The sequence below is a fragment of the Paenibacillus sp. Lou8.1 genome (genome assembly GCF_024213565.1).
Lineage (GTDB): Bacteria > Bacillota > Bacilli > Paenibacillales > Paenibacillaceae > Paenibacillus > Paenibacillus polymyxa_B.
Map to the genome: position 1 here is coordinate 21,076 of NZ_JANAVN010000025.1, position 14,171 is coordinate 35,246.

General features: G+C 45.9%; 10 protein-coding genes and 1 other annotated feature. All 10 genes read left to right on the plus strand.

Translation table 11 applies throughout. The features are described 5' to 3' along the window. The first annotated feature begins 75 nt into the window (after nt 1-75). The 10 genes from rplA (at nt 76) to fusA (ending at nt 14,089) form a co-directional block, all read left to right on the plus strand. Complete coding sequence (gene rplA / locus NLX78_RS25580; protein WP_013312169.1) at nt 76-768, plus strand: 50S ribosomal protein L1; 693 nt, start codon at nt 76-78, stop codon at nt 766-768. A 68-nt stretch (nt 769-836) separates the two neighbouring features. Beyond that, nucleotides 837-988 (plus strand) — a sequence feature (ribosomal protein L10 leader region). Between the two features lie 74 nt (nt 989-1,062). Beyond that, nucleotides 1,063-1,566 (plus strand): 50S ribosomal protein L10, encoded by a 504-nt coding sequence (gene rplJ, locus NLX78_RS25585; protein WP_013312168.1) that lies wholly within the window; start codon nt 1,063-1,065, stop codon nt 1,564-1,566. A 68-nt stretch (nt 1,567-1,634) separates the two neighbouring features. Then, a complete protein-coding gene (gene rplL, locus NLX78_RS25590; protein WP_254351862.1) occupies nt 1,635-2,000 on the plus strand; it encodes a 50S ribosomal protein L7/L12 in 366 nt (121 codons plus the stop codon). 148 nt (nt 2,001-2,148) lie between these two features. Further along, the gene (locus NLX78_RS25595; RefSeq protein WP_254351863.1) at nt 2,149-2,751 is read left to right on the plus strand and encodes a class I SAM-dependent methyltransferase; all 603 of its coding nucleotides are present in this window, start codon (nt 2,149-2,151) and stop codon (nt 2,749-2,751) included. A gap of 355 nt (nt 2,752-3,106) precedes the next feature. Continuing rightward, nucleotides 3,107-6,652: a DNA-directed RNA polymerase subunit beta gene (gene rpoB, locus NLX78_RS25600; protein ID WP_061831396.1), complete on the plus strand. Its 3,546-nt coding sequence runs from the start codon at nt 3,107-3,109 to the stop codon at nt 6,650-6,652. A 140-nt stretch (nt 6,653-6,792) separates the two neighbouring features. Beyond that, nucleotides 6,793-10,407 (plus strand): DNA-directed RNA polymerase subunit beta', encoded by a 3,615-nt coding sequence (gene rpoC / locus NLX78_RS25605; protein ID WP_029514492.1) that lies wholly within the window; start codon nt 6,793-6,795, stop codon nt 10,405-10,407. 216 nt (nt 10,408-10,623) lie between these two features. Further along, complete coding sequence (locus NLX78_RS25610; RefSeq protein WP_007432588.1) at nt 10,624-10,875, plus strand: ribosomal L7Ae/L30e/S12e/Gadd45 family protein; 252 nt, start codon at nt 10,624-10,626, stop codon at nt 10,873-10,875. A gap of 144 nt (nt 10,876-11,019) precedes the next feature. Then, entirely contained in the window at nt 11,020-11,442 is a 423-nt protein-coding gene (gene rpsL / locus NLX78_RS25615) for a 30S ribosomal protein S12 (RefSeq protein WP_007432587.1), read from the plus strand. Nucleotides 11,443-11,492: 50 nt separating this feature from the next. Beyond that, a complete protein-coding gene (gene rpsG, locus NLX78_RS25620; protein ID WP_007432586.1) occupies nt 11,493-11,963 on the plus strand; it encodes a 30S ribosomal protein S7 in 471 nt (156 codons plus the stop codon). 47 nt (nt 11,964-12,010) lie between these two features. Further along, nucleotides 12,011-14,089 carry an elongation factor G gene (gene fusA, locus NLX78_RS25625; RefSeq protein WP_029514491.1) on the plus strand — a complete coding sequence of 693 codons (2,079 nt, stop codon included), beginning with the start codon at nt 12,011-12,013 and terminating at the stop codon, nt 14,087-14,089. Nucleotides 14,090-14,171: the final 82 nt, after the last annotated feature.

A 14,171-nucleotide genomic window follows, 5' to 3' on the forward strand; every position in this document is an offset into this window, starting at 1 on the left:
ACGTGTGCCGGCAGTTTGACTGTCCGGCAAGTGTGGGAGGAATATCCGCTAATACCACATAAGGAGGAAAACATTATGGCTAAACATGGTAAGAAGTACCTGGAAGCTGCTAAGCTGATTGACAGCGAAGCAACTTACGAGCCTTTAGAAGCCGTTGAACTGGTGAAAAAGGCTGCGACTGCTAAATTCGACGAAACCGTTGAAGCAGCAGTTCGTCTGGGCGTAGATTCCCGTAAACAAGACCAGGCTGTTCGTGGTGTTGTTGTCCTGCCGCATGGTACGGGTAAAACACAACGCGTTCTGGTATTTGCAAAAGGTGACAAAGTGAAAGAAGCGGAAGCGGCTGGCGCTGATTTTGTTGGCGATCAAGATATGATCAACAAAATCCAACAAGGCTGGTTCGAATTCGACGTCTGCGTTGCGACACCTGATATGATGAGTGAGGTTGGTAAACTGGGTCGTTTGCTCGGTGGTAAAGGTTTGATGCCTAACCCTAAAGCAGGCACAGTTACTTTCGACGTTGCCAAGGCTGTTCAAGAAATTAAAGCCGGTAAAATCGAATACCGTCTCGACAAAGCCGGTCAAATTCACGCGCCAATCGGCAAAGCTTCCTTCAGTGCTGAACAGCTGAACGAGAATCTTAAAGCCTTGGTTGAAGCCTTGAACCGTGCGAAGCCAGCGGCTGCTAAAGGTGTATACCTGAAAAACATCGCTATTTCTTCGACTATGGGACCAAGTGCACGTGTGAACGCATCTGTTTATAGATAATGTTTTGATTGACATGTTCAATCAAATTTGTTATTCTGTAAAAGTTGTGAGTCCTTGTGACTGACCATTAAAGTTGAATATGCTTACCGTAGACAGTAGGTGCCTTTGGGCTTAATTTCCTACCGAGGTGTTATGATAGAACGTTTCATGTGACGGGCTTGTCCCGTCCATGTAGATTTATCAAGCCTTCGTACTCTACGGAGGCTTTTTTCATGCTTATGAAAGCAAGCTTTGTAAGATCACCAGATTGGGTGCTTCGAACAAAGCGGATAAATTGATCAGGAGGTGTACAGTTTGGCAAATGCAAAGGTGATTCAAGCAAAACAAGAAGCTGTTGAAGTTGTAGCTGCAAAATTGCGCGAGAGCGTAACGACTGTGGTTGCAGACTATCGCGGTCTGAATGTTGCCCAAGTAACTGAGCTGCGTAAGCAGCTTCGCGAAGCCGGAATCGAATTTCAAGTGCTGAAAAACACACTGCTCCGCCGTGCAACTGCGGCAGCAGAATTGACTGAACTGGACGCAGTATTGACAGGTCCTACTGCAATCGCGTTCGGCAAAGATGATGCAGTGTCTGCAGCTAAAATCTTGAACGATTTCGCTAAGAAGAACAATGCACTGGAACTGAAAGGTGCAGTTGTAGAAGGTCGCGTTATCGGTGTTGAGGAAATCAAAGCACTGGCAGAACTGCCATCCCGCGAAGGTCTCCTTTCCATGCTCCTCAGCGTGCTTCAAGCTCCTGTGCGCAACTTCGCGCTTGCAGTTAAAGCTGTTGCAGAAAAAGAAGAACAAAGCGCATAAGTTAGGGATTAAACCTGCTGTATAGCAGTTGAGAACAAAAAAATACGAATTTAAATGGAGGTTCAACCATGAGTAAAGAGCAAATCTTGGAAGCAATTAAAGGTATGTCCGTATTGGAACTGAACGATCTCGTGAAAGCAATCGAAGAAGAATTCGGCGTAACTGCAGCAGCTCCAGTAGCTGTAGTAGGTGGCGCAGCAGGTGGCGCAGCTGAAGCTGAGCAATCCGAGTTCGACGTAATCTTGACAAGCGCTGGCGCTTCCAAAATCAACGTTATCAAAGCAGTTCGCGAAATCACAGGTCTTGGCCTGAAAGAAGCAAAAGAACTGGTTGACAACGCTCCAAAACCACTGAAAGAAAAAATCGCTAAAGAAGAAGCTGAATCCATTAAAGCAAAATTGGAAGAAGCAGGCGCTTCTGTAGAAGTAAAATAATTGACTGCTTTCTAGCAGACAATGGACTAAAACAAACCCCTTGAGGTGATCTTCAAGGGGTTTGTTGCTGTAAAACGGTAGTACCAGCATGTCTGAAAGGTTATTGTAAAGGCTATGATGGTAGTACAACCGAAAGAGGTGGGCATGAATGGCTGATCATTATTACTCCAAGCGGCCAGAGACGGCGCATGAACGACGGAGCCTGGAAACAGTGCTGCGGGGGCGGTCATACCGTTTTGCCAGCGATTCAGGCGTTTTTTCGAAGCAGGGAATTGATTACGGGAGTCGTGTGCTGATTGAAGCGATGCAGCTTCCTGCACAAGCCTCGGTATTGGATGTAGGATGCGGTTACGGCCCGATTGGTCTGGCGGCAGCCGCGCTTGTCCCAGAGGGACACGTCACAATGGTTGATATTAATGAGCGAGCCGTTCAACTTGCGATAGAGAATGCGGAACGTAATGGGGTTAAGAATGTCACCATTAAGCAAAGCGATTTGTTTGCGGAAGTGAAGGAAGAACGCTTTGACGTGATCTTGACGAATCCTCCTATACGTGCAGGAAAAGAAACAGTGCATACCATTTTTGAGCTTGCTTATGAGCATTTAAACGAAGGTGGAGCTTTGTGGGTAGTCATTCAGAAAAAGCAGGGGGCCCCTTCGGCGAGTGCTAAGATAGAGAGCCTTTTCGGTCATGTAGAGGAAGTTACAAAGGATAAAGGTTATCGAATTTTGAAGGCTGAAAAAAGTTTTTAAGAAAATGCAATAGGACCATTGACTTGAATCCTGGTCTGTGATATTATTATAAAATGTCAGTATTAGGATGCCCTCCATGGCTTTAGTTTGTTGAAATGTCAATAGATTTATGCGTAGTAGGTATAGTATTTATCTCTATTACGTATAATACAACCATTTTGGGCAAATCTACAAGTGATGAAGATCTTCCGGTAAGAGGATTCTGCAGATACGGTGCTCTTTTTTCGAATGCATTCGAGTAAGGGCTTTTCTGTATTTGTAAGATTGAATCTTCTGTATGTGTCTTATTATAAGGTCACAAACAGAGGTTCGCAATGTATTTTTAAAGTGAGTAGACATGAGGGGTGAGTTTAAGTTGGCAGGACATCTTGTTCAATATGGTCGACGCACTCGGCGCAGTTATGCACGTATTAATGAGGTACTCGAGGTTCCGAACCTGATTGAGATCCAACAAAAATCCTATGATTGGTTTTTGGAGGAAGGATTACGGGAAATGTTTCGGGATATTTCTCCAATTCAGGATTTCACTGGAAATCTAATTCTGGAGTTTATCGACTATTCTCTCGGAGAACCCAAATATACCGTTGACGACGCAAAGGAACGCGACGTTACGTATGCAGCACCGCTTCGGGTAAAAGTCCGGCTTATTAATAAAGAAACCGGGGAAGTGAAAGAGCAGGAAGTATTCATGGGAGACTTCCCGCTGATGACTGAAACGGGTACGTTTATTATTAACGGTGCGGAACGGGTTATTGTCAGCCAGTTGGTTCGCTCTCCCAGCGTCTATTTCAGCACAAAAGTCGACAAGAATGCGAAAACAACATACACCGCAACGGTAATTCCTAACCGGGGGGCTTGGCTCGAACTGGAGATGGATGCGAAGGATATTATCTATGTCCGGATTGACCGTACCCGCAAAATTCCGGTTACGGTGTTGCTGCGTGCGCTGGGCTTTGGCACTGATGCTGAGATTCTGGATTTGCTCGGCAATGACGAATATATCCGCAACACACTTGATAAAGACAACACGGATTCCACCGAGAAAGCGCTGATTGAAATTTATGAGCGTCTTCGTCCAGGTGAGCCGCCTACACTGGATAACGCAAAGAGCTTGCTAGTTGCTCGTTTCTTTGACCCTAAACGTTATGATCTGGCCAACGTAGGCCGTTACAAAATCAATAAAAAGCTTCACATCAAAAACCGTTTGTTCAATCAACGACTTGCTGAGACTTTGATTGATACAACAACTGGTGAAATCATCGCTGAAGCCGGTCAAATGGTAGATCGCCGCCTGTTGGACGAGATTTTGGCCCAACTGGAGGAATCAGTAGGACATCGTACGTATCATGTTGCGAGTGGTGTGCTAGAAAGCAATGATATTCCACTTCAAACAATCGATGTATTCTCACCAATTGAGGATGGTAAAGTAGTAAAACTGATTGCTAACGGAAATATTGATAAATCGGTTAAGAATATTACGCCTGCCGATATTATTTCCTCCATCAGTTATTTTATTAACTTGCTTCACGGAATCGGAAGTACGGACGATATTGACCATTTGGGTAACCGTCGTTTGCGTTCTGTAGGTGAGTTGCTCCAAAACCAGTTCCGTATCGGTTTGTCCCGTATGGAACGTGTGGTGCGTGAAAGAATGTCAATTCAGGATGCTAATGTAATTACGCCACAAGCGCTGATTAACATACGTCCAGTAATTGCTTCGATTAAAGAGTTCTTTGGTAGCTCGCAGCTGTCTCAGTTTATGGATCAGACGAACCCGCTTGCTGAATTAACGCACAAACGTCGTCTGTCCGCACTCGGACCCGGCGGTTTGACGCGCGAACGCGCGGGCATGGAAGTGCGTGACGTCCATCCGAGTCACTACGGCCGTATGTGTCCTATCGAGACACCAGAGGGACCAAACATTGGTTTGATCAACTCTTTGTCCACTTTTGCACGCATTAACGAGTATGGGTTTATCGAAGCTCCTTATCGTTGGGTAGATCCAAAAACCGGAAAAGTTACAGACCAGATTGATTACCTGACTGCTGATGAAGAAGATAACTACATCGTAGCTCAGGCGAATGCGGAATTGACGGAGGAAAACACCTTTAAGGATGAGGTTGTCATTGTCCGTTATAACAAACAGTCTGATAACATTATTCCGATGGCTAGTAGCCGTGTCGATTACATGGACGTATCGCCTAAACAGGTCGTATCGGTCGCGACTGCACTGATTCCGTTCTTGGAGAATGATGACTCTAACCGCGCATTGATGGGTTCCAACATGCAGCGTCAGGCTGTCCCGCTTCTGATTCCGAAGTCTCCATTGGTCGGAACAGGAATGGAGCACAAGTCTGCAAAAGATTCCGGTGTTTGCGTTGTATCCAAATACAACGGAGTTATCGAACGTTCTTCGGCTAACGAAATTTGGTTGCGTCGTATCGAAACTGTAGATGGCGCTGAAGTGAAGGGCGACATTGTTAAGTATAAATTACACAAATTTATGCGATCTAACCAAGGAACTTGCATCAACCAACGTCCGATTGTGAACAGAGGAGATATTGTCAAAGTTGGCGATATTCTTGCGGATGGTCCATCTACAGAGATGGGTGAGTTGGCGTTGGGACGTAACGTTGTCGTTGCCTTCATGACTTGGGAAGGTTACAACTACGAGGATGCGATCTTGCTGAGTGAGAAACTGGTTAAGGAAGATGTATACACCTCAATCCATATTGAGGAATACGAATCCGAGGCTCGTGACACGAAGCTTGGACCTGAAGAAATCACTCGCGACATTCCAAATGTCGGTGAAGAAGCGCTTCGCAACTTGGATGAGCGTGGTATCATACGTATTGGTGCTGAAATTGGCGCAGGTGACATTCTCGTTGGTAAAGTAACACCTAAAGGTGTGACTGAATTGACAGCTGAAGAACGTCTCTTACACGCAATCTTTGGTGAGAAGGCACGCGAGGTTCGCGATACTTCTTTGAGAGTTCCTCACGGAACAGACGGGATTGTTGTAGATGTAAAGGTATTTACACGTGAAAATGGCGATGAACTGCCACCAGGTGTAAATCAGTTGGTTCGTGTATATATTGCTCAAAAACGTAAAATCTCCGAAGGCGATAAAATGGCTGGACGTCACGGTAACAAGGGTGTCGTTGCCCGTATTCTGCCTGAAGAAGATATGCCGTTCCTGCCGGATGGCACACCAGTACAGGTCGTTCTGAACCCGCTGGGCGTACCTTCACGGATGAACATCGGACAGGTGCTTGAAGTCCATCTGGGTATGGCTGCAATGCGTCTTGGTATTCATGTGGCAACTCCAGTATTCGATGGTGCCAAGGAATATGACGTATTCGATACAATGGAAGAGGCAGGCATGCAGCGTAATGGTAAGACTGTGTTGTATGACGGACGTACGGGTGATCGTTTTGAACGTGAAGTTACTGTCGGTGTCATGCACATGATCAAACTGGCGCACATGGTCGATGATAAAATCCATGCTCGTTCTACAGGTCCTTACTCTCTCGTTACGCAACAACCATTGGGTGGTAAAGCTCAATTCGGTGGACAGCGCTTCGGGGAAATGGAAGTATGGGCATTGGAAGCCTACGGTGCAGCGTACACGCTTCAGGAAATTTTGACTGTGAAATCTGATGATGTGGTTGGACGTGTTAAAACTTACGAATCCATTGTCAAAGGTGAAAATGTACCTGAACCGGGTGTTCCAGAATCATTTAAGGTCTTGATCAAAGAGCTGCAAAGCTTGGGTATGGACGTGAAGATTCTGTCTGAAGACGAACAAGAGATCGAAATGAGAGAGCTTGATGATGAGGATGACACAACCGGCGATAAGCTGAGTTTGAATCTGGAAGGCTCTGAGGTTGGCGTAGAGTAGTTTGACTGCTGACTGACTCATATCAGCTTTGTTATATACCTTGATCCATTCTAGGATGGATCAGGTTTCTTGATACCGCCCGGTGCTGCTGGGCGGTATCAAACCTAAAAACTCAGGATTTGGTTAAGGAGGGTTGCTCCTTGTTGGACGTTAACAATTTCGAATATATGAAAATCGGGCTTGCTTCCCCCGAAAAGATTCGTTCTTGGTCCCGCGGAGAAGTCAAAAAACCGGAGACGATTAACTATCGTACGCTTAAACCGGAAAAAGAAGGACTATTTTGCGAGAAAATTTTCGGACCTACGAAAGACTGGGAATGTCATTGCGGTAAGTACAAACGTGTACGCTATAAAGGTGTTGTCTGTGACCGTTGTGGAGTAGAAGTTACTCGTGCTAAGGTTCGCCGTGAGCGTATGGGCCATATTGAGTTGGCTGCTCCTGTATCGCACATTTGGTACTTTAAAGGCATTCCAAGTCGTATGGGTCTTGCTCTTGATATGTCTCCAAGATCTCTGGAAGAGATCATTTACTTCGCATCTTATGTTGTAACCGATCCAGGAGATACGCCTTTGGAGAAAAAGCAACTCCTGTCCGAGAAAGAATACCGTAGCTACCGTGAGAAATACGGCTATGGCTTCCAGGCAGGTATGGGTGCTGAAGCGGTTAAAAAGCTTCTTCAAGATTTGGATATAGACAAAGAGTTAGAATTCTTGAAAGAAGAGCTGCGTACAGCTCAAGGACAACGTCGTAACCGTGCGATCAAACGCCTTGAAGTTATTGAGGCATTCCGTAACTCCGGCAACCAACCGGATTGGATGATCATGGATGTACTTCCTGTTATTCCTCCTGAGCTTCGTCCGATGGTACAGTTGGATGGTGGTCGTTTCGCTACCTCTGACCTTAACGACTTGTATCGTCGTGTTATTAACCGTAATAACCGTCTGAAACGGTTGTTAGATCTAGGTGCGCCAGATATTATCGTGCAAAATGAAAAACGGATGTTGCAGGAAGCTGTTGACGCCTTGATTGATAATGGCCGTCGTGGTCGTCCTGTTACAGGTCCAGGTAACCGTCCTTTGAAATCCCTCAGCCACATGCTGAAAGGTAAACAAGGACGTTTCCGTCAGAACTTGCTCGGAAAACGTGTTGACTACTCTGGTCGTTCCGTTATCGTTGTAGGCCCGTACTTGAAAATGTATCAATGCGGTTTGCCAAAAGAAATGGCACTGGAACTGTTCAAACCTTTTGTTATGAAGGAACTGGTGAACAAAGGTTTGGCGCACAATATCAAGAGCGCGAAGCGTAAAGTAGAGCGTGTGAGTGCAGAAGTATGGGATGTGCTGGAAGAAGTAATCAAGGAGCATCCAGTTCTTCTGAACCGTGCCCCTACGCTGCATAGACTCGGTATCCAGGCGTTCGAACCGATTTTGGTTGAAGGCCGTGCGATTCGTCTGCATCCGCTCGTATGTACTGCATATAATGCCGACTTTGACGGTGACCAAATGGCTGTTCACGTTCCGTTGTCTGCGGAAGCCCAAGCTGAAGCTCGTTTGCTTATGCTAGCATCCGGCAACATTTTGAATCCAAAAGACGGCAAGCCAGTTGTTACACCTTCCCAGGATATGGTTCTTGGTTCTTTCTATCTGACTATGGATAACAAAGAAGAAGAAGGAAGCAATATGATCCTTCGCAACATGAATGAAGCTATATCGGCTTACCAACGTGGTACAGCTGGACTTCATGCTCGTGTAGCTATTCCGGTTAAAGCTTTGAATAAAACGAGCTTTACGGAAAAACAACAGGAAGCGATGTTGATCACAACGGTTGGTAAAATTATCTTTAATGAAATTTTCCCGGCAAGCTTCCCGTACATCAATGATGCTACCCGTGCGAACCTGCTTTATGGTACTGCGGAGGAGTTCTTTGTTTACGAGAAGGGTGTAAATCTTACAGAAGCCATTCAAAACGCTCCGCAAGCTAGTGGGGTAGGCAAGGATTACCTTGGTAATATCATTGCCCGTTGTTTTGAGACTTACCATACAACAGAAACAGCTGTAATTCTGGATAAAATCAAGCAGCTTGGCTTTACGTATTCCACTCGTGCAGGGGTAACCGTTGCTGTATCGGACGTAATCGTGCCGGTGGAAAAACAAGAGATTCTTAAGGGATCCGAAGACAAAGCGCAAGTTGTAACGAATCAGTACCGTCGTGGTCTGATTACGAATGAAGAACGCTATGACCGGATTATCGATATTTGGTCTAAAGCGAAAGATGATATTACCGAAGTATTGATGAAGTCCATGGATCGCTACAACTCCATCATGATGATGGTGGACTCCAAAGCGCGGGGTAACAAATCACAGATTACTCAGCTCGGAGGTATGCGTGGTCTGATGGCCAATCCATCCGGACGTATTATCGAACTCCCAATCAAATCAAACTTCCGTGAAGGTCTGACAGTACTCGAGTACTTCATCTCCACTCACGGAGCGCGTAAAGGTTTGGCGGATACAGCCCTTCGTACGGCTGACTCCGGTTACCTGACTCGTCGTCTCGTAGATGTGGCGCAGGATGTTATCGTGCGGGAAGAAGACTGCGGAACGGATAAAGGCTTCACGGTAAGTCGTATCCAGGACGGTAAAGAAGTAATTGAGGATCTCTATGACCGTCTGGAAGGTCGCTATTGCTTTGAAACGGTACGTCATCCTGAGACTGGCGAGATTTTGGCTAGACGTAACGAATTGATTGACTCCGACAAAGCTGAAGCGATTGTTAAAGCTGGCGTACACAAAGTTCAAATACGTTCTGTATTAAGTTGTCGGGCTAAACATGGCGTCTGCAAGAAATGTTACGGTCGCAATCTGGCTACTGGTAAACACGTTGAGATTGGTGAAGCAGTTGGTATCATTGCTGCACAATCCATCGGTGAGCCAGGAACACAGCTTACTATGCGTACGTTCCACACAGGCGGCGTAGCGGGTGACGATATTACACAAGGTTTGCCTCGTATCCAGGAGCTTTTTGAAGCACGTAATCCTAAAGGTCAGGCAACTATTAGTGAAATTGACGGTACAGTTAAAGAAGTTCGTGAAGGTAAAGACCGCCGTGAGATTGACATTCAGGGTGAAGCTGAAACGAAAACATACTCAGTAACGTATGGTTCCCGCCTGCGCGTAAGCGAAGGTATGACTGTTGAAGCTGGGGACGAACTGACGGATGGTTCGATTGATCCTAAAGAAATGCTACGTATTAAAGGTATTCGCGGGGTACAGAACTATATCCTTCAGGAAGTTCAACGCGTATACCGGAACCAGGGCGTAGAAATCAACGACAAGCACGTAGAAGTTATGATTCGTCAAATGTTGCGTAAAATCCGTATCATTGATGCGGGCGACACGATCTTACTTCCAGGCTCTTTTGTTGATGTCCATGAGTATGAAAATGCAAACAAGATAGCGATTCTCAGCGGCCAAGAACCAGCGGTAGCCAAGCCGGTACTGCTCGGTATTACCAAGGCATCTCTGGAAACTGACTCCTTCTTGTCAGCAGCATCCTTCCAGGAAACTACTCGTGTCCTGACTGATGCAGCTATTAAAGGCAAGGTCGATCAGTTGCTTGGACTGAAAGAGAACGTAATTATTGGTAAATTGATTCCTGCGGGAACAGGTATGAACCGTTACCGTAGCGTGAAATTTGCCCAACCGGAAGAGGGGCAGTCTCCATCTGAGGAGCTCGAACCAATTTCGGCCGAGTAATATAAAAATAGTATGATTGCCGGAACACCGTAGACATAAGCTTTGCATAAAAGCTACAGCAGACGGTGCTCCGGTGCTTTTCAAAAATGAATCGTACTATTCTGTTTAAATGAATTATAGTTTATAATTGTCTTGACATTACTTATAGTCAATGCTAATATAGCAAAGGTGCGTGAGCAGCCTATATGCTATTGGGTCTTTTCGGAGGAATGAGATATGTCTAAAGAACAAGGACTGCAAGATGCTCATGTCAAAATCGGTACCAAACAAACCATTCGTATGGTAGAATTGGGCTTTGCCTCAGAAGTATATGTGGCAGAAGACGCAGATCAGCGTCTCACTTCCAACATCATTGCTTTGTGCAACAAGCAAGGAGTCAAAGTGACTCTCGTAGACACAATGAAAAATCTCGGAGCTGCATGTGGGATTGAAGTGGGAGCCGCAATGGCTGCTATCGTAAAACAATAGGGTAAGGAACGTTTTTGTCTAAGGAATTGTTATTCTTGGCGGCAAAGACTTTTCATTTGTTCTTTTATGAACCGCCTGGGTCTGTGGGCTTAGATAAGGTTTGTAAAGTAACAGCAAAAATTGAGGAAGGGGGTGGCAACCAACATGCCAACTATTAACCAACTGGTTCGTAAAGGACGTCAAGCCAAAATCGAGAAATCGAAATCACCGGCTTTGCAAAAAGGTTTTAATGCCTTGAAACGTGAAGCTACCGACATCAGTGCCCCGCAAAAACGCGGAGTGTGCACTCGTGTAGGTACTATGACTCCGAAAAAACCAAACTCCGCACTTCGTAAATATGCTCGTGTTCGCTTGACGAACCGTGTAGAGGTGACTGCTTACATTCCAGGTATTGGACATAACCTTCAAGAACACAGCGTAGTGCTGATTCGCGGCGGTCGTGTAAAAGACCTTCCGGGTGTGCGTTACCACATCGTTCGCGGTGCTTTGGATACTGCAGGCGTAAACAACCGCATGCAAGCTCGTTCCAAATACGGCGCAAAACGCCCTAAAGCTAAAAAATCCTAATGAATATAAACCGCGTATGTCGGTTTAACATGTAAGAAAGGGGGATATCCATGCCACGCAAAGGTCCAGTTACCAAAAGAGACGTGTTGCCAGATCCGGTATACAACAGCAAGTTGGTTACCCGCTTGATCAACCGCATCATGCTCGACGGAAAACGAGGCGTTGCTCAAAGCATTCTGTACAATGCGTTCAAGCTTATCCAAGAACGTACGGGGAATGACCCGATGGAAGTTTTTGAAGCAGCTATCAAGAATATCATGCCAGTCCTGGAAGTTAAAGCACGCCGTGTCGGCGGTGCCAACTACCAAGTACCAATCGAGGTAAAACCAGAAAGACGTACGTCCCTGGGATTACGTTGGCTCGTAAACTACTCCCGCAACCGCGGTGAGAAAACCATGGAAGAGCGTTTGGCGGCTGAAATTATTGATGCTTCCAACAACACAGGCGCTTCCGTGAAAAAACGTGAAGACACGCACAAAATGGCTGAAGCGAACAAAGCGTTTGCTCACTATCGTTGGTAGGATTCAGCTCAAAAAAATAACTTCAATTTTGAAGGGAGACCCATTTCATGGCAAGAGAGTTCTCCTTGAAAAATACACGTAATATCGGGATCATGGCTCATATTGACGCGGGTAAAACCACAACAACAGAGCGGATCTTGTTCTACACAGGCCGTACGCACAAAATCGGTGAAGTTCACGAAGGCGCTGCGACAATGGACTGGATGGAACAAGAACAAGAGCGCGGAATCACGATTACTTCCGCTGCGACGACCGCTGCCTGGAAAGGTCACCGCGTCAATATCATCGACACCCCGGGGCACGTTGACTTCACTGTTGAAGTTGAACGTTCCCTTCGTGTATTGGACGGAGCAGTTGGTGTTTTCAGTGCGAAAGAAGGCGTTGAGCCTCAGTCCGAAACCGTATGGAGACAGGCTGATCGCTACGGCGTTCCACGGATCGCATATGTAAACAAAATGGATATCATTGGTGCCGACTTCCTGAATGTTGTCTCTGACATGCGTGATCGCCTTCAAGCGAACGCAGTTGCGATTCAATTGCCAATCGGCGCAGAAAATGATTTTACTGGTATTATCGATATCGTTGAACAAAAAGCTCATATGTACAAAGATGATCTTGGTCAAGATATCGAAGAAGTAGAAGTTCCTGCGGAATTCAAAGATCAAGTTGAAGAACTTCGTAATGAATTGATCGAGAAGGTTGCTGAACTGGACGAAGAATTGACAATGAAATACCTGGAAGGCGAAGAAATTTCGGTTGCCGAAATTAAAGCCGCTCTCCGTAAAGGTGTTGTAGAAGTTAAAATCTTCCCAGTTATCTGTGGATCTTCTTACCGCAATAAAGGTGTTCAGCTGATGTTGGATGCTGTTCTCGACTATTTGCCGGCTCCTATTGATGTGCCAAGCATTCAAGGACATTTGGAAGACGGTACGGAAGTTGAACGTCACTCTTCCGATGAAGAGCCATTCTCCGCATTGGCATTCAAAATCATGACGGATCCTTACGTTGGTAAGTTGACATTCTTCCGCGTATACTCCGGTGTTCTTCAATCCGGTTCTTACGTATTGAATGCAACAAAAGGTAAACGCGAACGTATCGGACGTATTCTTCAAATGCATGCGAACAGTCGTCAAGAAATCACTGTAGTTTACTCTGGTGATATTGCGGCTGCCGTAGGTTTGAAAGATACAGGTACAGGTGATACACTGTGTGATGAGAAGAGTCCTGTTATTCTCGAGTCCATGAACTTCCCTGATCCGGTTATCGAAATCGCGGTTGAGCCTAAAACCAAAGCTGACCAAGATAAAATGTCTGTAGCTCTCGGTAAGTTGACTGAAGAGGATCCAACTCTTCGTGCTCATACTAACGAAGAAACAGGTCAAACCATCTTGGCGGGTATGGGTGAGCTTCACTTGGACATCATCATTGACCGTATGCGTCGTGAGTTCAAGGTAGAAACAAATGTGGGTAAACCACAGGTTGCTTACCGTGAAACGTTCCGTGCTCCAGCACGTGTCGAAGGTAAATTCGTTCGTCAGTCCGGTGGTCGTGGTCAATATGGTCACGTATGGGTTGAGTTCGAACCGCTCGAGCCAGGTACTGGTAGTCAATTCGAAAGTAAGGTAGTCGGCGGCTCTGTTCCTAGAGAGTACATCGCTCCTGCTCTTGCTGGTATTGAGGAACAAATGAAAAACGGCGTTATCGCAGGCTTCCCGCTTGTGGACGTTAAAGCTACAATCGTGGACGGATCATACCATGATGTCGATTCCAATGAAATGGCATTTAAAATTGCCGGATCAATGGCGCTGAAAGCAGCGAAAGACAAATGTAAACCAGTATTGCTCGAGCCGATTATGAAAGTTGAAGTAACGGTTCCTGAGGAATATATGGGTGACGTAATGGGTATGTTGAACTCCCGTCGTGGTCGGATTGAAGGTATGGATTCCCGCAGTGGAGCTCAAATCATTCGTGCGAAGGTGCCTTTGTCCGAAATGTTCGGATACTCGACTACACTTCGCTCCGGTACACAAGGACGCGGCGTGTTCTCCATGGAACTCTCTCATTATGAAGAAGTACCGAAGAGCATTGCTGAAGAGATTGTTGCCAAAACCAAAGGCGGCGAGTAATACAATGTATCAGCTGACCGGTATGCTTAAGGTTTTACCAAAAAGGCATCCGGCAGCCTAAAATAAAACAAGTTATTGAGGA